Origin of the sequence: Bacillus sp. HSf4 (assembly GCF_029537375.1) — a bacterium.
GTDB classification, from domain to species: domain Bacteria; phylum Bacillota; class Bacilli; order Bacillales; family Bacillaceae; genus Bacillus; species Bacillus sonorensis_A.
Genome location: NZ_CP120679.1, coordinates 40,001 through 57,874 on the forward strand (window position 1 = coordinate 40,001; position 17,874 = coordinate 57,874).

Consider the following 17,874-nt stretch of genomic DNA (forward strand, 5'->3'; position numbering starts at 1 on the left):
GTCATTTCCGCGAGTGCGCTGAATACAAAAAAAGTTGTCAGACCGGCTATCATATAGCCAAGTAAAACAGAAGGACCAGCGGTTTTTATCGATAGTCCCGTCCCTAAAAAAAAGCCTGCGCCAATAATGGAGCCGATGCCAATCAGAGAGAGCTGCCACCATTTCAGTTCTGGCCCCTTTCCCTGCGCTGCTTGTTTTGCCTGCTGATGTTTTACGGTTTGCTTGATGAGATGAGGATCTTTCATCAGACTCAGTCCTTTTAAAATCGATAAAGGTATTATTTCCATTTTCCCGAATTCTATCATGAGCAGGTCAAGCTCATTTGCCGGAAAATCCGCACATAGATGACGTTGATACAGACACCTAATGCCCAGCGCCTACATATACTGATCTAACCTTCAAAAACTTTCTTAATTTTGTATACAAATATTAAAGGTTGGAAATACTTATACCATGGAGGTGGAATGGATGAGTAAGTCTGATCATGGGGAAACGTGTATCATTTGTGAACAAACAAAAAGCGAAGGAATTCACCTTTATACTAAATTTTTATGTGAAGATTGCGAAAAAAAGATTATATCGACATCAACGTCCGACCCTCAATACTCTGATTATGTAAAAAAATTAAAAAGTCTCCGCACACCGCCATTGTATTCTTAGACCGTTTCAAGGTCTTTTTTTTTGCCTATCGATCGGGAGTCTTTCAGATCCTATCAGAGCACGGTATAATAAAGATGGGAAACATGCGGATTGTTTCGGGACATCGGATTGAGATGTCTTTTTTGATATATGACAGCGGCTTTTTAGCTTATGAAAGAATGGATGAGGAGGAGATGATGTGATGAAACCGATTTGTCATTTTTTACTTCGTACTGTAACCGCAAGTACAATGTCCGTATTCCTTTGGTTTACCAGTTTCTTTGCCTTTGACCAGACATTTCTCCTGTCCTCTCTTTATGCGGCAGGAGCTTGGACTGTCATTTATGCCGGGGGAAAGTGGTATGGAACCTATTTATTTTTAAGAGACAATCAGCTTACAAGACGCGAATATGCCTATATTAAACAAAATTTGCGGGAAGCAAAAGAGAAAATAGCCCGTTTAAGAAAAGCGCTGTTTGCAGTGAGAAATATCCAAACGATAAAACAGAATTTTGAAATTTTGCGCATCGTCAGAAGAATTTACACGATCACAAAGAAAGAGCCGAAGCGTTTTTATCAAGTGGAACGCTTTTATTATCAACACCTTGATTCAATTGTTGAATTGACAGAAAAATATGCTTTGTTAGCCTCACAGCCAAAGCGGAATGCGAAGCTGGAAGTGTCGTTGAGCGAAACGCGAATGACAATTGACAAGCTTGCAAAACAATTGGAAGAAGACCTTTACTGTCTGCTGAAATCGGATATCGAACACCTGGAATTTGAGCTGGATGTCGCCAAAAATTCGTTGAAGAAAAGCTGAAGGAGGAGAGATGAATGACTGAATCCAATCCTTCACAGCGAAAGGGCGCGGCGGGACGTGATCTTCTTGTCGATCCTTATGGACAAGGAGCAGATGTATTGTCTGAAAAAAACCGGAGGCGGGCATTGCAGCTGGCTGAACAGATTGATCCGAAAAATCACCAGAGCATCACACAATTTGGAGCTCAAACTCAATCAAAACTGGCTGATTTTTCTCATGCCTTTTTGGAGCATGTTCAAAAGAACGATGCAGGCGAGACCGGAAACGTTTTAGGAGAGCTGGTGAAAAAGCTTAAGCAGGTCAGCCCTGATGAGTTGCAGCCGAAAAAACGGAGCTTCTTTTCCCGCTTTTTCGGAGGGGGTTCCCATTCCGTCCAAGAGGTTTTATCACGGTACCAAAAAACTGCCGTCCAAATTGACAGAATCAGTGTAAGGCTTGAATATTCCAGAACAGCATTGATCGGTGATCGCAAAATGCTTGATCAGCTTTATGAAAAGAATCGGGAATATTACGAGGCGTTAAATATTTATATTGCCGCCGGGAGGCTGAAACTGGAGGAATTGCACACAAAAATTATTCCCAAGCTGAAGGAAGAACTAAAAACGGAGCGGCATCATATGGCCGCCCACGACATAAACGATATGATTCAGTTTGCCGACCGGCTGGAAAAACGTCTCTACGATTTAACAGTGAGCAGGCAGATTACGCTGCAAAGCGCGGCGCAAATCCAGCTCATTCAGCATACAAACCAAGTATTGGCCGAAAAGATCCAGTCTTCAATTATAACAGCCATTCCTCTGTGGAAAAACCAGGTGGCTATTGCGCTTGCCCTGCTGAGGCAGCACCGCGCTGCAGAAACGCAAAAGCAAGTCTCCGACACGACAAATGAGCTTCTCATCAAAAATGCAGAGATGCTGAAAGCCAATTCAGTTGAAATCGCCAAAGAGAAAGAACGCGGCTTCGTCGACATTGAAACCTTGAAAAAAGTGCAGGACAATTTAATCGGCATAATTGAAGAGACCCTCAACATTCAAGAAGAGGGACAGGCAAAACGGCTGAAGGCTGAAGAAAAAATAAGGCAGCTTGAGGGAGATTTTAAAATGAAGCTTATGAATATGAAAGACGATCGGTAAATTTCCAAAAGGTCTTCCTTTAAGTCAGGCATTTTCAAAGGTATAATAAGGTCAGCATCCACTTGATGAGAGATGTTTGAATAAAGAGAGATGCCGGGAAGGATTTCCGGGCTTACATAAAAGGATCGGTATACATGAAAACACCTTTATATACAGCATTGGTTCACCATGCAGAAGGAAATCATCAATCTTTTCACGTTCCGGGACATCACAATGGAGATGTCTTTTTTGATGAAGCGAGAACCCTGTTTGAATCCATCCTGAAAATCGATGTCACCGAATTGACGGGTCTTGATGATTTACATGAGCCGTCAGGTGTTATAAAGGAAGCACAGGATTTAACCTCAGAGCTTTTTGGTGCAAAAGAAAGTTTTTTTCTCGTTAACGGATCAACGGTCGGCAATCTGGCCATGATTCTTTCAGTCTGCGGACCGGGTGATGTCCTGCTCGTTCAGCGAAATTGCCACAAGTCGGTATTTCATGCGGTTGAACTGTCGGGCGCCCAGCCGGTGTTTTTGACGCCTGAAGTGGATGATGCGCTTGATGTTCCAACCCATGTTCTGCAAAAGACCGTCCAAGATGCGATTTTAAAGCATCCGTCGGCAAAAGGGCTGATGCTGACATATCCTAATTACTACGGACATGCCGTCAACCTTCAACCCGTTATCGCTGAAGCCCATAAGCATGACATACCTGTCTTAGTCGATGAAGCCCATGGCGCCCATTTTATATTGGGCCGTCCATTTCCCCAGCCGGCATTAGAAGCGGGTGCGGATGCCGTCGTACAGTCAGCACATAAAACGCTGCCGGCGATGACAATGGGCTCCTACCTTCACCTTAACAGCGGGAGAATCAACAGGGACAGGCTGAAGCATTATGTGACCGTACTTCAAAGCAGCAGCCCTTCCTATCCGATTATGGCTTCTTTGGATTTAGCCAGGGCCTATGCCGAGGAGATCATAAAATCGCATAGAATAACAAAGATTGAAAAAGGGATCAATGAAATAAAAGAGCATTTCTTCAAAATCAAAGGACTGGAAATCGTAGAACCGGCTGATCCCGGCGTTCGGCAGGACCCTTTGAAGCTTTGTGTCAGGTCGCTTCATGGCCACTCCGGCTATGAATTGAAAAGCATCTTTGAGGCGAACGGGGTCCATCCCGAGTTAGCAGATGAAAAGCAGGTGCTGTTCATCCTTCCACTGGAGGGGAAAAGCAGACTCGCACCGGAGCTCATCAGGAAGATTGAAAAGGGAATCGATCACTGGCCGGCCGCCAAGCAAAGCCGATCCCGGATCGAGCTGCCTATAGAAAAAATCACCACCTTGCCTTTTGAAAAAAGCGTCCTTTCCTCTTTGAAAAAAGAGGCGGTGCCATTGAGCAGGGCTGCCGGCAGAATCAGCGCCGAGCAGGTGATTCCATATCCGCCCGGCATTCCTTTGATCATGGCGGGGGAAAGAATAACCGAAGAGAGCATCAGCCAGTTGTCACGGCTTATCGACCTGAATGTTCACATTCAGGGAGGCGTTCACTTGGAGGATAAACAAATAACTGTCTATATAGAAGAGGAGTAATCATGAGCGGTTTATTTATTACTTTTGAAGGTCCTGAAGGTGCAGGAAAAACAACCGTCCTTGAGGCCGCAGCCCAAATATTGATGAAAAACGGCCATTCCGTTCTTGCAACAAGAGAACCGGGAGGCATTGACATATCCGAACAGATTCGCGAAGTCATTCTTAATCCGAAAAATACGGATATGGACCCTAAAACAGAGGCGCTTTTATATGCAGCGGCAAGGAGGCAGCACCTTGTTGAAAAAGTCAAACCCGCCCTTGATAAGGGGCAAATCGTCTTGTGCGACCGGTTCATCGACAGCTCCTTGGCTTATCAAGGATATGCAAGGGGACTTGGAATGGACGAAGTTCTTTCTGTCAACCAGTTTGCGATCGGCGGTATGATGCCGGATGTGACCATTTTCTTTGCGATTGAACCCGAGGAAGGCCTCAAACGGATCAATGCAAATGAAGACCGGGAAAAGAACCGTCTCGATCTTGAACAAATTCACTTTCACAAGCGGGTTCAGGAAGGCTACCAAGAGGCGATCAAACGGTTTCCCGACCGTTTTCAAACGGTTGACGCCAGCCAGACATTTGAAGATGTATTAAAAAGGGTAAATCAAATTATTAATGAAGCGTTAAAAAATCGACTGTGACCTGATTACCAATCGTTGTTATAATGGAAACAAGAATATCCTTAGGCGTTTCCAATCAAAAGGAGGCTTTTCATATGAAGTTAATTATAGCTGTTGTTCAGGATCAAGACAGCAATCGGCTTTTAAAGGCTTTGACCGATCATAATTTCCGCGTGACCAAGCTGGCGTCAACCGGCGGTTTTCTGAAATCGGGAAACACCACCTTCATGATGGGCGTTGATGATATTCGAGTGGATAAAGCGTTAAGTCTGATAAAAGAAAACGGAAGCAAACGGGATCAGCTGATTGCGCCTGTCTCTCCGATGGGAGGAAATGCGGATTCTTATGTTCCTTATCCGGTTGAAGTTGAAGTAGGCGGAGCAACCGTTTTTGTACTGCCAATTGAGCAATTCCATCAATTTTAAGGGTTGAGGATATGAAAATAAGTCAAGAACTGCGGACGATGATAGAAAAACAGCAGGCTCCTGCAATCAGAGGAGAAAATGCTGCTGCTTCTTTTAAGGAAAAGATGAATATACAAAGCGGTAAGCTCAGGTTTGAACAGCTGACGATGCTTTTGACCGATATCGAAACGTTTGGCAAAAGACTGACGAAATCAAGAAACTTCAAGGACTTGGCAAGATTTAAAGGCTTGATCAAACGTTTTGTGAAAGAAGCCGTGGAAAACGGTTTAACGCTTGAGAATTCAAGGAGTTTCGATTTATACGGAAACAGCAGAACGCTAAGCATCGTCAAGGAGCTTGACGAAAAGCTTGTACAGTTGACAGAGGAATTAATGGATCAAGAAAAGCCCTCTATCGAATTGTTGGAACGAATTGGGGAAATAAAGGGTTTATTGATAAACCTTTACACATAGAGAGTGATGGTATGGCTACAACCTGGACAGACATGCAAAAGCTTCAGCCGCGTGTCATGAAGCTTTTGCAAAACAGTATAGAAAGAAATCGTCTTGCACACGCTTATTTGTTTGAAGGCCGTAAAGGAACAGGCAAGCTGGATGCGGCCATATTGCTGGCGAAAAGTTTTTTTTGTCTGGAAAACGGTGCGGAACCTTGTGAATCCTGCCGAAACTGTCAGCGGATTTCTTCCGGCAACCATCCTGACGTACACGTCGTTCATCCTGATGGCTTATCCATCAAAAAAGGACAGATTCAGGCTCTTCAAGAGGAATTTTCAAAAACGGGCTTGGAATCGCATAAAAAGCTGTACATTATCTCCCATGCAGACCAGATGACGGCAAATGCGGCCAACAGTCTGCTGAAATTTTTGGAAGAGCCGAACAGCGATACGATAGCCATTCTTTTAACGGAACAGCAGCACAAGCTGCTTGATACGATTATATCGCGGTGTCAGGTTCTGTCTTTTCAATCGCTTTTGCCCGAATCGATTGAAAAGGAGCTGATCAAGCAAGGCGTCACACAGCAACTTGCTGCGATTTTGTCGAATATGACCAACAATTTATCGGAAGCGCTCGAATTAAGTCGAAATGATCAGTTTGCAGAGACGAGAGCGAAAGTGATAAAATTGTATGAAGTCTTACACCAGCGAAAAGGACATGCTTTTTTCTATATTCAAGATCAGTGGATGCCCTTTTTTAAGGAGAAAGACCATCAAGAAATGGGTCTTGATATGCTTTTATTTATATATCGTGATGTGTTGTCTATTCAGATCGGACATGAAGATAAAATATTATTTCAGGACTTATTCCAATCATTAAAACAGCACGCGCTGCAATCAACACAACAAAGAGTGACAAACCAGATTCTTGCTGTTTTAGAAGCAAAAAAACGGCTTTATTCCAATGTGAATGCCCAAGGTTTAATGGAGCACTTGGTTTTAATGCTGCAGGAGGGATAAGCTTGTATAACGTCATAGGTGTTCGCTTTAAAAAAGCGGGCAAAATTTATTATTTTGATCCAAACGGATTTCAGATAGATAAAGACAGCTGCGTCATCGTTGAAACGGTTCGCGGCGTTGAATACGGGCAGGTTGTCATCGCGAATAAGAAGGTGGACGAAAACGACGTTGTGCTGCCGTTGAAAAAAGTGATCAGGGTGGCGGATGAACGCGACCGGCTGATTGTGGAAGAAAATCAGGAAGCTGCACTTTCCGCCTTTGACGTATGCCAGAAAAAGGTCAATGAACACGGCTTGGAAATGAAATTGGTCGATGTCGAGTTTACCTTTGACCGAAACAAGGTTATTTTTTATTTTACGGCCGACGGAAGAGTGGACTTCAGAGAGCTTGTTAAGGATTTGGCATCCATCTTTAAAACGAGAATCGAACTGAGACAGATCGGTGTAAGAGATGAAGCCAAGATGCTGGGCGGCATCGGGCCTTGCGGAAGAATGCTGTGCTGTTCGACGTTTCTTGGCGATTTTGAACCGGTTTCTATCAAAATGGCAAAAGACCAAAATCTGTCCCTTAATCCAACGAAGATTTCCGGTCTATGCGGACGGCTGATGTGCTGTCTGAAATACGAAAACGATGAATACGAAACAGCCAAAGAACAGCTTCCGGATATCGGAGAAGTGATCGCCACGTCCAACGGACCGGCAAAGGTCGTCGGACTGAATATTCTCGAACGCATCCTGCAAGTCGAATTGACAGATTGCGAAAAAGTCGTTGAATACACGTGGGATGAGCTGTTGCAAGAAGGTGTCGTATCTGCACAAACCACAGATTGACGAGGTGTGAAACCTTGGATAAAAAAGAATTGTTTGATACAGTCATAAGTTTAGAAGAACAAATCGGATCCCTGTACCGGCAGCTTGGAGACCTTAAGCAGCACATCGGGGAAATGATCGAAGAAAATAATCATTTGCAGCTGGAAAACGAACATCTGCGGAAGCGGTTGGAAGAGACAGATCAAAGGCTGAATGCGGCAAAAGCGGATGAGAAAGAGATAAAAGCGGAAAAGACAGGGCATGCTGATATTGGAGAGGGCCACGATAATTTGGCGCGCCTGTATCAGGAGGGCTTCCACATCTGCAATATCCATTACGGAAGCGTCCGCAAAGAAGGAGACTGTCTGTTCTGCCTGTCGTTTTTAAATAAAAAATAAAAGCAAGGGCTTCCGGCAGACGGAAGCCCTTTTCACAGGACAGAAAGGGAAAAAACATGATTCAATTAAAAGATGATGAACGACTCGATTATTTGCTGGCAGAAGATATGAAAATCGTGCAAAGTCCGACGGTTTTTGCGTTTTCTTTAGATGCGGTGCTGCTGTCAAAGTTCGCCTATGTTCCCATCCAAAAAGGGAAAATCATTGATTTATGCACAGGCAACGGGATTGTTCCGCTGCTTCTCAGCACCCGTTCAAAAGCGGACATCACCGGGGTTGAAATCCAGGAAAGGCTTTATGATATGGCGCTTCGCAGTGTGGCCTACAACAATCTGGAACAGCAGATTGATCTCATCAGGGATGATTTGAACAATATGCCGCAGGTGCTTGGCTATAACAAAGCTGATGTTGTCACTTGCAATCCCCCTTATTTTAAAACTCCGCAAAAAACGGAGCAAAACCTGAATGAACACCTGGCTATAGCCAGACATGAAATTTACTGCACGCTGGAAGATGTGATTCGAGTCAGCAGCAAGCTTTTAAAACAAGGCGGAAAGCTGGCTCTCGTTCACAGGCCGGGCAGATTGCTCGAAATCTTTGAATTAATGAAGGCATATCAGATTGAACCGAAACGTGTGCAATTCGTTTATCCGAAACAGAGCAAAGAAGCTAATACCATTCTGGTGGAAGGCATTAAAGACGGCAGGCCCGACCTTAAAATTTTGTCTCCTCTGTTTGTATATGACGAGAATGACCAATATACAAACGAGATAAGGAAGATTTTATATGGAGACAAATGATCATTACTTTTATGTGCTGTCATGTGCCGACGGCAGCTTATATGCGGGCTATACGAACAATCTCGAAAAACGACTGAAAACCCACAATGACGGAAAGGGCGCCAAATATACAAGAGCGAGGCTGCCGGTCACGCTCCATTATGCGGAGCGCTTTCCAACAAAACGGGAGGCGATGCAAGCTGAGTATTATTTCAAAAAATTATCGAGAAAAAACAAAGAACATTATATAGAAGAAAAGCAAAAACGAAGGGAGGCTGTTGATCATCAATCGACAAAAGAGCTTTGCTCAACAATCAGAGATGGGCATTCTATACCTCGTGCCGACGCCAATCGGTAATTTGGAGGATATGACATTTCGGGCCATTGATACATTGAAAGAGGCTGACGTCATCGCCGCGGAGGACACACGGCAGACAAAGAAACTGTGCCATGTCTATCAAATTGAAACACAGCTGGTCAGCTATCATGAACATAACAAAGAAAGCAGCGGACATAAAATTTTGGAATGGCTGAAGGATGGGAAAAATGTCGCTTTGGTCAGCGATGCGGGCATGCCGACAATCTCTGATCCAGGCGCCGAAATCGTCCGCGATTTTATCGCGATCGGCGGGTACGTTGTGCCTCTGCCGGGGGCGAATGCGGCTATGACCGCGCTGATCGCTTCGGGCATCGCTCCCCAGCCATTCTTCTTTTTCGGCTTTTTGGACCGGAATAAACGCGAAAGAAAAAAGCAGCTTGAGGCGTTGAAAAACAGGCGGGAAACGATGATTTTTTACGAATCTCCCCATCGGCTCAAGGAAACGCTGACGGCGATTTACGATGTGTTTGGCAACCGCAACATTGCCGTGACAAGAGAGCTGACAAAGAAATTTGAAGAATTTATAAGAGGGACGATCGAAGAAGTGCTGGCATGGACCGAGCAGGAGCAAGTGCGCGGAGAATTTTGCCTTGTGATTGAAGGGGCCGGCGAAGAGGTTGTCGAAGAAGCGCTTTGGTGGGAGAATCTATCAGAAAAAGAACATGTTGAATATTATATCGGCAAAGGACTCCATTCGAAAGAAGCGATCAAAAAAACCGCTGCCGACCGAAGCGTTCCCAAACGAAAAATTTATGAAGCCTACCATATACAAAACTAAAAAAACCGCTCTTGCTTCCGCAAGAACGGTTTTTGTATAATCAAAATAATTATTTTTGAGATTGAAGTTGTGCTTGAATCTCGTTGATGATTTGCTCAGCGCCTTCTGGGCTAAGAACCAATTTACCGCCGGCAAGTTTAAGGTTGTCATCAGAAACTTCACCTGTTACTTGGCAAGTCATGTTTGGTTTATATTTTTTCAAGATGATTTTTTCGTCGTCAACATAGATTTCAAGAGCGTCTTTTTCTGCGATTCCAAGTGTACGGCGAAGTTCAATCGGAATCACCACGCGTCCTAGCTCATCAACTTTACGTACGATACCTGTAGATTTCATATTCATTCTCCTCCCGAAAGATTCTTATTTTAATAGGTGTTATTATCTTCGTCATTATTCGACAAAATCCTTACAGTCCTAGCATAACAAGGTTTCCAATAAACGTCAATCATTTTCTTTTCTATTGATTGTAAAAATTACATCATATAGTCAAAAGACCTTGTGAGAATTGATTAAACAAGGGATTTGAAGATGATAAAACCAAGTTATAGTCTTGAAAAATGCCCTTAAATCAAGACTTTCGAACTAAGGTTTTTCTTCATATCGATTATATACGACATTATTCGACAATGAAAGCATTTTTTTGTCGAAGTATAATTTTTCTTTTCAAATCAAAAATTGTAATCGACTGCATTCATTGTTTGTCGACAATGTATATTTTCTTGAACTTAAAGGCTAAGATGGTATCATATATAGAGGGATTATATATTGAGTATATAGTGAATGAATGCACATGCCGCTCTCGTCCTTTGGGCGGGAGTTTTTTGACATTTTAATTGGGAGGTTCCATGATGCCGCAAGAAAAGAATACGTTTTACATTACAACACCGATCTACTATCCAAGTGGAAAGCTACATATTGGTCACGCCTACACAACCGTTGCCGGTGATGCGATGGCCCGGTACAAAAGACTGCGGGGCTTTGATGTAAGATACTTAACAGGAACAGATGAGCACGGACAGAAAATCCAACAAACAGCGGAGAAGGAGAATATCACTCCGCAGGAATTGGTCGATCGTGCGGCAGAAGACATTCAAGAGCTCTGGAAAAAGCTAGATATATCCAACGATGATTTCATTCGAACCACACAAGAACGGCATAAAAGTGTGATCGAAAAGGTTTTCCAAAAGCTGCTCGACAACGGCGATATTTATCTTGATCAATATGAGGGCTGGTACAGCATCCCTGATGAAACATTCTACACCGAAACACAGCTTGTCGATGTTGAACGCAATGAAAAAGGCGAGGTGATCGGCGGAAAAAGTCCTGACAGCGGGCACCCCGTTGAACTGATCAAGGAAGAATCCTATTTCTTCCGTATGGGGAAATACGCTGACCGCCTTCTCGCTTTCTATGAAGAGAATCCTGAATTCATTCAGCCTGAATCCCGCAAAAACGAAATGATCAACAATTTTATTAAACCGGGTCTTGAAGATTTAGCTGTCTCCAGAACGACATTTGACTGGGGCATCAAAGTGCCGGGAAATCCAAAGCATGTCATCTATGTATGGATCGATGCGCTGTTTAACTACATCACGGCTCTGGGCTTTAATACGGCAAATGATGAAAATTATCAGAAGTATTGGCCGGCTGATGTTCACCTGGTCGGCAAGGAAATCGTCCGCTTCCATACCATCTATTGGCCGATCATGCTGATGGCATTAGACCTTCCATTGCCTAAAAAGGTTTTTGCCCACGGCTGGCTGTTAATGAAAGATGGAAAGATGTCTAAATCAAAAGGGAATGTAGTCGACCCTGTGACACTGATCGACAAATACGGCCTTGATGCACTTCGCTACTATCTGCTTCGCGAAGTTCCGTTTGGATCTGATGGTGTATTCACACCGGAAGGATTTGTTGAGCGGATAAATTATGACTTGGCGAATGACTTGGGCAACCTTTTAAACAGAACGGTCGCCATGATCAACAAATATTTCGACGGACAGATCCAAGCTTATGAAGGCCCTGTAACGGCTTACGATGAATCGCTGTCTTCATTTGCAAAAGAGACGATTCAAGCGTATGAGCGGGCGATCGAAAACATGGAGTTTTCTGTTGCACTTTCGTCCCTCTGGCAGTTTGTCAGCAGAACCAATAAATATATTGATGAAACAGCACCATGGATTCTTGCGAAAGATAAAGAAAAAGAAAAAGAGCTTCAATCTGTGATGTACCATTTAGCTGAATCGCTGAGAATCACCGCTGTGCTGCTTCAGCCGTTTTTAACGCAGACGCCTGAAAAGATTTTTTCACAGCTGGGCATTTCCGATCCTTCATTAAAAGGATGGGATAGCATTGACAGCTTCGGACAATTAAAGTCGGTGCAGGTTCAAAAAGGAGAACCGTTGTTTCCGCGGCTCGATGCTGAGGAAGAAGTCGCATATATTAAAGCAAAAATGCAGGGAGCGGCTCCAAAAGAAGAAGCGAAAAAAGAAGCGGAAGCGCCTGAACGGCTCTCGGAGATCACAATTGATGATTTTATGAGCACGGAGCTGCGGGTTGCTGAAGTCATTCGTGCGGAACCTGTTAACAAAGCGGACCGGCTGTTGAAGCTTCAGCTCGATTTAGGCTTTGAAAAGCGCCAGGTCGTTTCGGGAATTGCGAAACACTACAAACCTGAGGAGCTCATCGGCCGAAAAGTGATTTGCGTAACCAATTTAAAACCGGTCAAGCTAAGAGGCGAGTTGTCTCAAGGCATGATTTTAGCTGGAGAGGATCAAGGTCTTCTTTCACTGGCATCCGTAGACAGTTCACTGGCGAACGGGACACGTATTAAATAAATCAGACCAATAGCAAAAGGTGTTTCACGTGTAACATTTCGTCGAACACCTTTTGTTTTTATCGACAACATTTATGAAAAAGGTGGCGTTTACATGTTATTTGACACACATGCACATTTAAATGCCGAGCAGTTCAACGACGATTTGGAAGACGTGATTGCCCGGGCAAAGAAAGAAGAAGTGGAACACATCGTAGTGGTCGGTTTTGACCGGCCGACGATTACGCGCGCAATGGAATTGATTGATGCTTATGATTTCATTTATGCGGCAATCGGCTGGCACCCTGTTGATGCGATTGATATGACGGATGAGGACTTAGCATGGATCAAGAAGCTCTCGGCCCATGAAAAGGTTGTGGCGATTGGAGAAATGGGACTGGACTATCATTGGGATAAATCGCCGAAGGACGTTCAAAAAGAAGTGTTCAGAAAACAAATCGCATTGGCAAAAGAGGTCAACCTGCCGATCGTCATCCATAACCGCGAGGCAACTGAAGACGTTGTATCCATATTGCGCGAAGAAGGGGCGGAAAAAGTCGGCGGCATTATGCATTGCTTCACCGGGAGTGCCGAAATCGCCAAAGAATGCATCGATATGAATTTTTACCTATCTTTTGGCGGGCCGGTCACATTTAAAAATGCCAAAAAACCGAAAGAAGTTGTCAAACAAGTGCCGAACGATCGAATTTTGATCGAGACGGATTGCCCGTTTTTGGCGCCTCATCCTTTTAGAGGAAAGCGTAATGAACCGAGCTATGTCAAGCTTGTCGCTGAGCAGATTGCTGAACTGAAAGGGCTGACTTATGAGGAAGTGGCAGCTTTTACTACAGAGAATGCAAAAAAACTTTTCGGCATTAACTGACAGCATTTGATATCGACCTGTGGGCAAGCTTGTCTTTTCGGGAGAAGGTTCTCAAAAGTTCTACATGTCTGTTTACACTCATAGGATATCTGTGTCGACAAGTCTTTCTTTCTTTTATGAGGGTGTTTTCCCATAATAAAAGAGATGGCGGGCTTGCGGAGAAAATAGAGAGGAGGGTTGACAGGCTTGTAGATACTCTATATAATCTCCCCGAGGAGAAGGAGGCGTTTTTCATCATACAAAAAATGAAAAAGCTGTTTTCCGTAAAGCTTAGCAAAAGCAGATGGATACTGGTTGCTGCTGGACTGCTAGTGGCAGGAAGCGGAACTGCTTACGGAGTACATGAGCTCGCTAAACAGCAAGTCTCAATATCTATTAACGGGAAAAAGCAGGATGTTCGCACGCATGCTAAAACCGTAGGCGAGCTGCTGAAAAGTTTGGATATTGAAACGAGGAAAGAAGATCTTATTTCTCCCGCTGAAAATACAAAAATCACGGGCAACATGAACATTGAGTATGTTGCTGCCAAGCCCGTTCAGTTGACGATAAACGGGAAGGAAAAGAAAATATGGACAACAGCGGGTACAGTCGGAAAGCTTCTGAAAGATTTAAATCTTGAGTTGGCGGAACACGATCAAATTAACCCCTCAGTTGATAAAGAAATAAAAAAAGATATGAAGCTGACTTTGCAAAGGGCTTTTAAAGTAACCGTAAAGGATGCCGGTAAACATAAAGATATATGGACAACTTCGACTACGGTCGCTGACTTTTTAAAACAACATAAGATCAGCATAAGCGATAAGGATGAAGTCAAGCCTGCACTAGACAAGAAGCTGACGAAAGATCAGGCTGACGTTTACATCACCCGTATCAAAAAAGTCACCGATGTAGTGGAAGAAAAGATCCCTTTTGACGTCCAGAAGAAAGAAGATTCATCTCTGGAGAAGGGCGAACAGAAGGTCGTTCAGCACGGCAAAGAAGGCAAGCTTAAAAAGCATTATGCCGTCGTGATGAAAAACGGCAAAGAAGTTTCCAGGGAATTGATTAAAGAGGAAACGACAGCAGAAAGCAAAGCCAAAGTGATCGCCGTCGGAACAAAACGAAAAGCAGTGGCGCAAGTCAGCGCGAATGTATCGCGCGGCAATCAATCCTCAGGAAAAGAATTTTATGTATCATCCACAGCGTATACTGCAAGCTGTAACGGATGCTCAGGCCATACTGCGACCGGCGTGAATTTGAAAAGCAATCCGGGCTCCAAGGTGATTGCTGTAGATCCAAGCGTCATTCCATTGGGCTCCAAAGTGCATGTAGAAGGCTACGGTTATGCGATCGCAGCCGATACGGGCTCAGCCATTAAAGGCCGCAAAATTGATGTATTCTTTCCGAACAAGTCCGCCGCTTACCGGTGGGGGAACAAACGAGTTAAAATCAAGGTTTTGAACTAAATATACTTATATTATTTTTAGCAAGCAGAGGGATTTTGCGCCCTCTGTTTTTTTGGTTATAATAGATCCATCTTGTTTCTCATCTAATTAGACGGTTTTGTTACAAAAAGGTTTCAGTTTTTTTAAAAATGTAATATAAGGTTTTTCGACATTCGGAGGAAAAAATGAAAATTAAAGAAATTATTGTGGTTGAAGGACGTGATGACACAGCCAAAATCAAATCGGCTGTTGATGCAGATACAATAGAAACAAACGGGTCTGCTATAGGAGAGGATGTCATCAGGCGGATTCGGCTCGCTCAGAAAACGCGCGGCGTCATTATATTTACTGACCCCGATTTCCCGGGGGAGAAAATCAGAAAAACGATTGCCGAAAAAGTACCGGGCTGTAAGCATGCATTTTTGCCAAAGCATTTGGCAAAGCCTAAAAACAACTGGGGAATTGGTGTTGAGCATGCCTCGCTTGAAAGCATCCGCGACTGTTTGAGAACCGTTCAAGAAGAAATGGATGCGGTGGAACCGGAAATCAAGACCGAGGATTTAATCGAAGCCGGCCTGATTGGAGGCCCGCTTGCGAAACAAAGACGCGAGCGGCTCGGCGACATATTGAATATCGGATACACAAACGGAAAGCAGCTTCAAAAACGGCTGCAGATGTTTCAAATTAAAAAGAGTGACTATTTAAGCGCGCTGGATGCAGTGCTGCGGGAGGAAGAGAATGAATAAGGACATCGCCACCCCAATAAGAACAAAGGAAATTCTCAAGCGATACGGTTTTTCATTTAAGAAAAGCTTGGGACAGAATTTCCTGATCGACACGAATATATTGGACAGAATCGTTGACCACGCCGAAGTGACCGGGACAACGGGCGTGATTGAAATCGGCCCGGGGATCGGGGCATTGACCGAACAGCTGGCAAAACGCGCGAAGAAAGTGGCGGCGTTTGAAATCGACCAAAGGCTATTGCCGATTTTAAAGGACACCCTTTCTCCGTACGACAATGTAACGGTCCTCCATCAGGATGTTCTGAAAGCGGACATCAAGGCGGTGATGGATGAACAGTTTCAAGACTGTGAAGAGGTCATGGTCGTCGCTAATCTGCCGTATTATGTGACCACACCTATTATTATGAAGCTTTTAGAGGAGAATCTGCCTTTGAAAGGCATTGTCGTCATGCTGCAAAAAGAGGTCGCAGACCGGATGGCAGCTAAGCCTTCTTCAAAGGAATACGGATCCCTCTCCATCGCCGTTCAGTTTTACACTGAAGCAAAAACGGTCATGAACGTTCCGAAAACCGTTTTCGTACCTCAGCCAAATGTTGATTCTGCCGTCATCAGGCTGACGTTGAGGAAAGAACCTGCCGTTCAAGTTCAGAATGAAGCGTTTTTCTTTCAGGTCGTGAAGGCAAGTTTTGCTCAGCGCCGCAAAACGCTTTTAAACAATCTCGTCAATAATTTGGCGAATGGCAAAGAGCATAAAGCGGATATTGAAAAAGCGCTCCAAGACTCGCAGATTGACGGCAAAAGGCGCGGAGAATCGCTCAGCATTGAAGAGTTCGCCGTTCTGAGCGAGCATTTATCGAAAGCCCTTCTTTGATGGAGGGCTTTTTTTATGAAGCGCGGCGCACTGATGAGGCTTGCCAGCTGTTCACCACTTGAACGGCAGGTACATAGGCTAAAGAAGCACCTTTATTATTGTTTTTTCGTTCATCATGATGGGGCTTAGTCTATGTGTGGAGTGAAAAGCATGCAATTTAAAATAGGCGATATGGTTGTCAGAAAATCCTATCGAAGGGATATATTATTTCGAATTATACGAATTGATCAATCGGCAAACGGTGATCCTGTCGCCGTATTGCACGGAGATGAAGTCAGATTGATCGCTGATGCGAATTTGTCTGACCTGGAGATTGTGCGCGAGGCTGAGCGGCAGATGAGAAAGAGGGAGGAAGAATCAAAAATGAAGGAATCCCTCGATCTGCTTCGCCAGGATTATAAGCTTCTTCGCGACAAACACGAATACCGCGCCACAAATCAATACAGCACCCAACAGCAATATTTCCATCTGCCTGGAAGGGTTTTGCATTTAGATGGCGATTCAGCTTATTTAAAAAAGTGCCTGACATTGTATGAAAAGATCGGCGTTCCAGTGTACGGGATTCATTGTCATGAAAAGAAAATGTCTTCCGTTATTGAGGAGCTGATCGATGAATACCGTCCGGATCTCCTTGTCATCACCGGACATGATGCCTATTCAAAGCAAAAGGGCGATATCGACAATTTGGACGCTTACAGGCACACCAAAGATTTCATCGAAACTGTGCAAAAAGCGAGGAAAAAAATCCCCCATCTCGATCAGCTTGTCATTTTTGCCGGGGCGTGCCAGTCCCATTTTGAATCATTGATCAGAGCCGGGGCTAATTTTGCAAGCTCACCCTCAAGAGTCAACATCCATGCGCTTGATCCGGTTTATATTGTGGCAAAAATCAGCTTCACTCCGTTTATGGACCGCATCAACGTCTGGGAGGTGCTCAGGAATACCCTGACGCGGGAGAAAGGGCTCGGCGGCATTGAAACACGCGGTGTTTTAAGAATCGGGATGCCATATAAAGCAAACGATTAAAGGGTTGTCAGGATGATCATCCACCTTGGCCCGGGAGGACATGCGGGTCCCTCAAGCGGTCTGTGAACAGCGGAGAAATAAGCGTTTCTCAATAAGATAAAAACCCGCCGCAAGTGCGGGTTTTTTGCTTCGCTTTTGAATAAATTTTCCCTTTTTTTAAAAAGCATACATAAATAAGCGAAAAATGAGGAAAATAAGGGAAAGTTGATGTAGAATTTGTCACAAATATTTTATTGACAGAGGCTTATGAACGTTGATATAATTTAAATTTTATTTGACAAAAATGGGCTTCTGGTGTATACTGAATATA

22 protein-coding genes (1 of these 22 running past the window's edge) are annotated in these 17,874 nt (G+C 44.1%); 19 read left to right on the top strand and 3 right to left on the bottom strand.

Annotated elements, in window-relative coordinates; genetic code table 11:
* A protein-coding gene (locus P3X63_RS00200; RefSeq protein ID WP_277692202.1) for an amino acid permease crosses the window boundary here: on the bottom strand, window positions 1-287 show its 5' end (the start). 1,141 nt of this gene lie to the left of the window's left edge; only the first 287 of its 1,428 coding nucleotides appear in the window; it begins with the start codon at window positions 285-287; its stop codon lies off the left edge, out of view.
* A gap of 142 nt (window positions 288-429) precedes the next feature.
* Window positions 430-534, bottom strand: coding sequence for a hypothetical protein (locus tag P3X63_RS22780; protein WP_372708716.1), 105 nt, complete (start codon window positions 532-534; stop codon window positions 430-432).
* Here P3X63_RS22780 and P3X63_RS00205 point away from each other — a divergent pair.
* The 13 genes from P3X63_RS00205 to rsmI all read left to right on the top strand — a co-directional run bounded on the left by P3X63_RS00205 (window position 502) and on the right by rsmI (window position 9,801).
* Window positions 502-660 (top strand): sigma factor G inhibitor Gin, encoded by a 159-nt coding sequence (locus tag P3X63_RS00205; protein ID WP_409446681.1) that lies wholly within the window; start codon window positions 502-504, stop codon window positions 658-660. The two genes, P3X63_RS22780 and P3X63_RS00205, sit on opposite strands and share 33 nt — an antisense overlap.
* 181 nt (window positions 661-841) lie before the next feature.
* Window positions 842-1,459 carry a 5-bromo-4-chloroindolyl phosphate hydrolysis family protein gene (locus P3X63_RS00210; protein WP_077735262.1) on the top strand — a complete coding sequence of 206 codons (618 nt, stop codon included), beginning with the start codon at window positions 842-844 and terminating at the stop codon, window positions 1,457-1,459.
* 14 nt (window positions 1,460-1,473) lie between these two features.
* Entirely contained in the window at window positions 1,474-2,592 is a 1,119-nt protein-coding gene (locus P3X63_RS00215) for a toxic anion resistance protein (protein WP_277692206.1), read from the top strand.
* A gap of 134 nt (window positions 2,593-2,726) precedes the next feature.
* Window positions 2,727-4,163 carry an aminotransferase class I/II-fold pyridoxal phosphate-dependent enzyme gene (locus P3X63_RS00220; RefSeq protein WP_077735260.1) on the top strand — a complete coding sequence of 479 codons (1,437 nt, stop codon included), beginning with the start codon at window positions 2,727-2,729 and terminating at the stop codon, window positions 4,161-4,163.
* Between the two features lie 2 nt (window positions 4,164-4,165).
* Window positions 4,166-4,801, top strand: coding sequence for a dTMP kinase (gene tmk / locus P3X63_RS00225; protein ID WP_277692208.1), 636 nt, complete (start codon window positions 4,166-4,168; stop codon window positions 4,799-4,801).
* Window positions 4,802-4,875: 74 nt separating this feature from the next.
* Window positions 4,876-5,205 carry a cyclic-di-AMP receptor gene (locus P3X63_RS00230; protein ID WP_026589840.1) on the top strand — a complete coding sequence of 110 codons (330 nt, stop codon included), beginning with the start codon at window positions 4,876-4,878 and terminating at the stop codon, window positions 5,203-5,205.
* Window positions 5,206-5,216: 11 nt separating this feature from the next.
* Complete coding sequence (locus tag P3X63_RS00235; protein ID WP_077735259.1) at window positions 5,217-5,657, top strand: YaaR family protein; 441 nt, start codon at window positions 5,217-5,219, stop codon at window positions 5,655-5,657.
* An 11-nt stretch (window positions 5,658-5,668) separates the two neighbouring features.
* Window positions 5,669-6,658, top strand: coding sequence for a DNA polymerase III subunit delta' (holB, locus tag P3X63_RS00240; protein ID WP_077735258.1), 990 nt, complete (start codon window positions 5,669-5,671; stop codon window positions 6,656-6,658).
* Window positions 6,659-6,660: 2 nt separating this feature from the next.
* Entirely contained in the window at window positions 6,661-7,488 is an 828-nt protein-coding gene (gene ricT / locus P3X63_RS00245; RefSeq protein ID WP_026589837.1) for a competence/sporulation regulator complex protein RicT, read from the top strand.
* Window positions 7,489-7,502: 14 nt separating this feature from the next.
* Complete coding sequence (gene yabA, locus P3X63_RS00250) at window positions 7,503-7,865, top strand: DNA replication initiation control protein YabA (RefSeq protein WP_026589836.1); 363 nt, start codon at window positions 7,503-7,505, stop codon at window positions 7,863-7,865.
* Between the two features lie 56 nt (window positions 7,866-7,921).
* A complete protein-coding gene (locus P3X63_RS00255; protein WP_026589835.1) occupies window positions 7,922-8,665 on the top strand; it encodes a tRNA1(Val) (adenine(37)-N6)-methyltransferase in 744 nt (247 codons plus the stop codon).
* A complete protein-coding gene (locus P3X63_RS00260) occupies window positions 8,652-9,002 on the top strand; it encodes a GIY-YIG nuclease family protein (RefSeq protein ID WP_051290501.1) in 351 nt (116 codons plus the stop codon). The genes P3X63_RS00255 and P3X63_RS00260 overlap by 14 nt, the downstream gene beginning before the upstream one ends.
* Window positions 8,926-9,801 carry a 16S rRNA (cytidine(1402)-2'-O)-methyltransferase gene (rsmI, locus tag P3X63_RS00265; protein WP_026589834.1) on the top strand — a complete coding sequence of 292 codons (876 nt, stop codon included), beginning with the start codon at window positions 8,926-8,928 and terminating at the stop codon, window positions 9,799-9,801. The genes P3X63_RS00260 and rsmI overlap by 77 nt, the downstream gene beginning before the upstream one ends.
* A gap of 49 nt (window positions 9,802-9,850) precedes the next feature.
* Here the strand turns inward: rsmI and P3X63_RS00270 are convergent, their stop codons facing one another.
* Entirely contained in the window at window positions 9,851-10,141 is a 291-nt protein-coding gene (locus P3X63_RS00270) for a transition state genes transcriptional regulator AbrB (RefSeq protein ID WP_085959887.1), read from the bottom strand.
* Window positions 10,142-10,647: 506 nt separating this feature from the next.
* On the opposite strand from P3X63_RS00270, the gene metG reads away from it, so the two are divergent.
* The 6 genes from metG (at window position 10,648) to yabG (ending at window position 17,564) form a co-directional block, all read left to right on the top strand.
* Complete coding sequence (gene metG, locus P3X63_RS00275; RefSeq protein ID WP_077735256.1) at window positions 10,648-12,636, top strand: methionine--tRNA ligase; 1,989 nt, start codon at window positions 10,648-10,650, stop codon at window positions 12,634-12,636.
* A gap of 93 nt (window positions 12,637-12,729) precedes the next feature.
* On the top strand, window positions 12,730-13,497 hold the full coding sequence (locus P3X63_RS00280) for a TatD family hydrolase (RefSeq protein WP_026589832.1): 768 nt from the start codon (window positions 12,730-12,732) through the stop codon (window positions 13,495-13,497).
* 116 nt (window positions 13,498-13,613) lie between these two features.
* On the top strand, window positions 13,614-14,942 hold the full coding sequence (locus P3X63_RS00285) for a G5 and 3D domain-containing protein (RefSeq protein WP_035428862.1): 1,329 nt from the start codon (window positions 13,614-13,616) through the stop codon (window positions 14,940-14,942).
* A gap of 164 nt (window positions 14,943-15,106) precedes the next feature.
* Complete coding sequence (gene rnmV / locus P3X63_RS00290; protein ID WP_277692216.1) at window positions 15,107-15,667, top strand: ribonuclease M5; 561 nt, start codon at window positions 15,107-15,109, stop codon at window positions 15,665-15,667.
* The gene (gene rsmA, locus P3X63_RS00295) at window positions 15,660-16,538 is read left to right on the top strand and encodes a 16S rRNA (adenine(1518)-N(6)/adenine(1519)-N(6))-dimethyltransferase RsmA (RefSeq protein ID WP_077735253.1); all 879 of its coding nucleotides are present in this window, start codon (window positions 15,660-15,662) and stop codon (window positions 16,536-16,538) included. Before rnmV ends, rsmA begins: the two co-directional genes overlap by 8 nt.
* A 150-nt stretch (window positions 16,539-16,688) precedes the next feature.
* Entirely contained in the window at window positions 16,689-17,564 is an 876-nt protein-coding gene (gene yabG, locus P3X63_RS00300; protein ID WP_026589828.1) for a sporulation peptidase YabG, read from the top strand.
* The last annotated feature ends 310 nt before the right edge of the window (window positions 17,565-17,874 follow it).

What these genes read in the sequence shown, in the direction of transcription:
- P3X63_RS00210 (WP_077735262.1), top strand. Translation starts at nt 842, where the DNA reads ATGAAACCGATTTGTCATTTTTTACTTCGTACTGTAACCGCAAGTACA.
- P3X63_RS00215 (WP_277692206.1), top strand. Translation starts at nt 1,474, where the DNA reads ATGACTGAATCCAATCCTTCACAGCGAAAGGGCGCGGCGGGACGTGAT.
- P3X63_RS00220 (WP_077735260.1), top strand. Translation starts at nt 2,727, where the DNA reads ATGAAAACACCTTTATATACAGCATTGGTTCACCATGCAGAAGGAAAT.
- tmk (WP_277692208.1), top strand. Translation starts at nt 4,166, where the DNA reads ATGAGCGGTTTATTTATTACTTTTGAAGGTCCTGAAGGTGCAGGAAAA.
- P3X63_RS00230 (WP_026589840.1), top strand. Translation starts at nt 4,876, where the DNA reads ATGAAGTTAATTATAGCTGTTGTTCAGGATCAAGACAGCAATCGGCTT.
- P3X63_RS00235 (WP_077735259.1), top strand. Translation starts at nt 5,217, where the DNA reads ATGAAAATAAGTCAAGAACTGCGGACGATGATAGAAAAACAGCAGGCT.
- holB (WP_077735258.1), top strand. Translation starts at nt 5,669, where the DNA reads ATGGCTACAACCTGGACAGACATGCAAAAGCTTCAGCCGCGTGTCATG.
- P3X63_RS00255 (WP_026589835.1), top strand. Translation starts at nt 7,922, where the DNA reads ATGATTCAATTAAAAGATGATGAACGACTCGATTATTTGCTGGCAGAA.
- P3X63_RS00260 (WP_051290501.1), top strand. Translation starts at nt 8,652, where the DNA reads ATGGAGACAAATGATCATTACTTTTATGTGCTGTCATGTGCCGACGGC.
- P3X63_RS00270 (WP_085959887.1), bottom strand. Translation starts at nt 10,141, where the DNA reads ATGAATATGAAATCTACAGGTATCGTACGTAAAGTTGATGAGCTAGGA.
- metG (WP_077735256.1), top strand. Translation starts at nt 10,648, where the DNA reads ATGCCGCAAGAAAAGAATACGTTTTACATTACAACACCGATCTACTAT.
- P3X63_RS00280 (WP_026589832.1), top strand. Translation starts at nt 12,730, where the DNA reads ATGTTATTTGACACACATGCACATTTAAATGCCGAGCAGTTCAACGAC.
- P3X63_RS00285 (WP_035428862.1), top strand. Translation starts at nt 13,614, where the DNA reads ATGAGGGTGTTTTCCCATAATAAAAGAGATGGCGGGCTTGCGGAGAAA.
- rnmV (WP_277692216.1), top strand. Translation starts at nt 15,107, where the DNA reads ATGAAAATTAAAGAAATTATTGTGGTTGAAGGACGTGATGACACAGCC.
- rsmA (WP_077735253.1), top strand. Translation starts at nt 15,660, where the DNA reads ATGAATAAGGACATCGCCACCCCAATAAGAACAAAGGAAATTCTCAAG.
- yabG (WP_026589828.1), top strand. Translation starts at nt 16,689, where the DNA reads ATGCAATTTAAAATAGGCGATATGGTTGTCAGAAAATCCTATCGAAGG.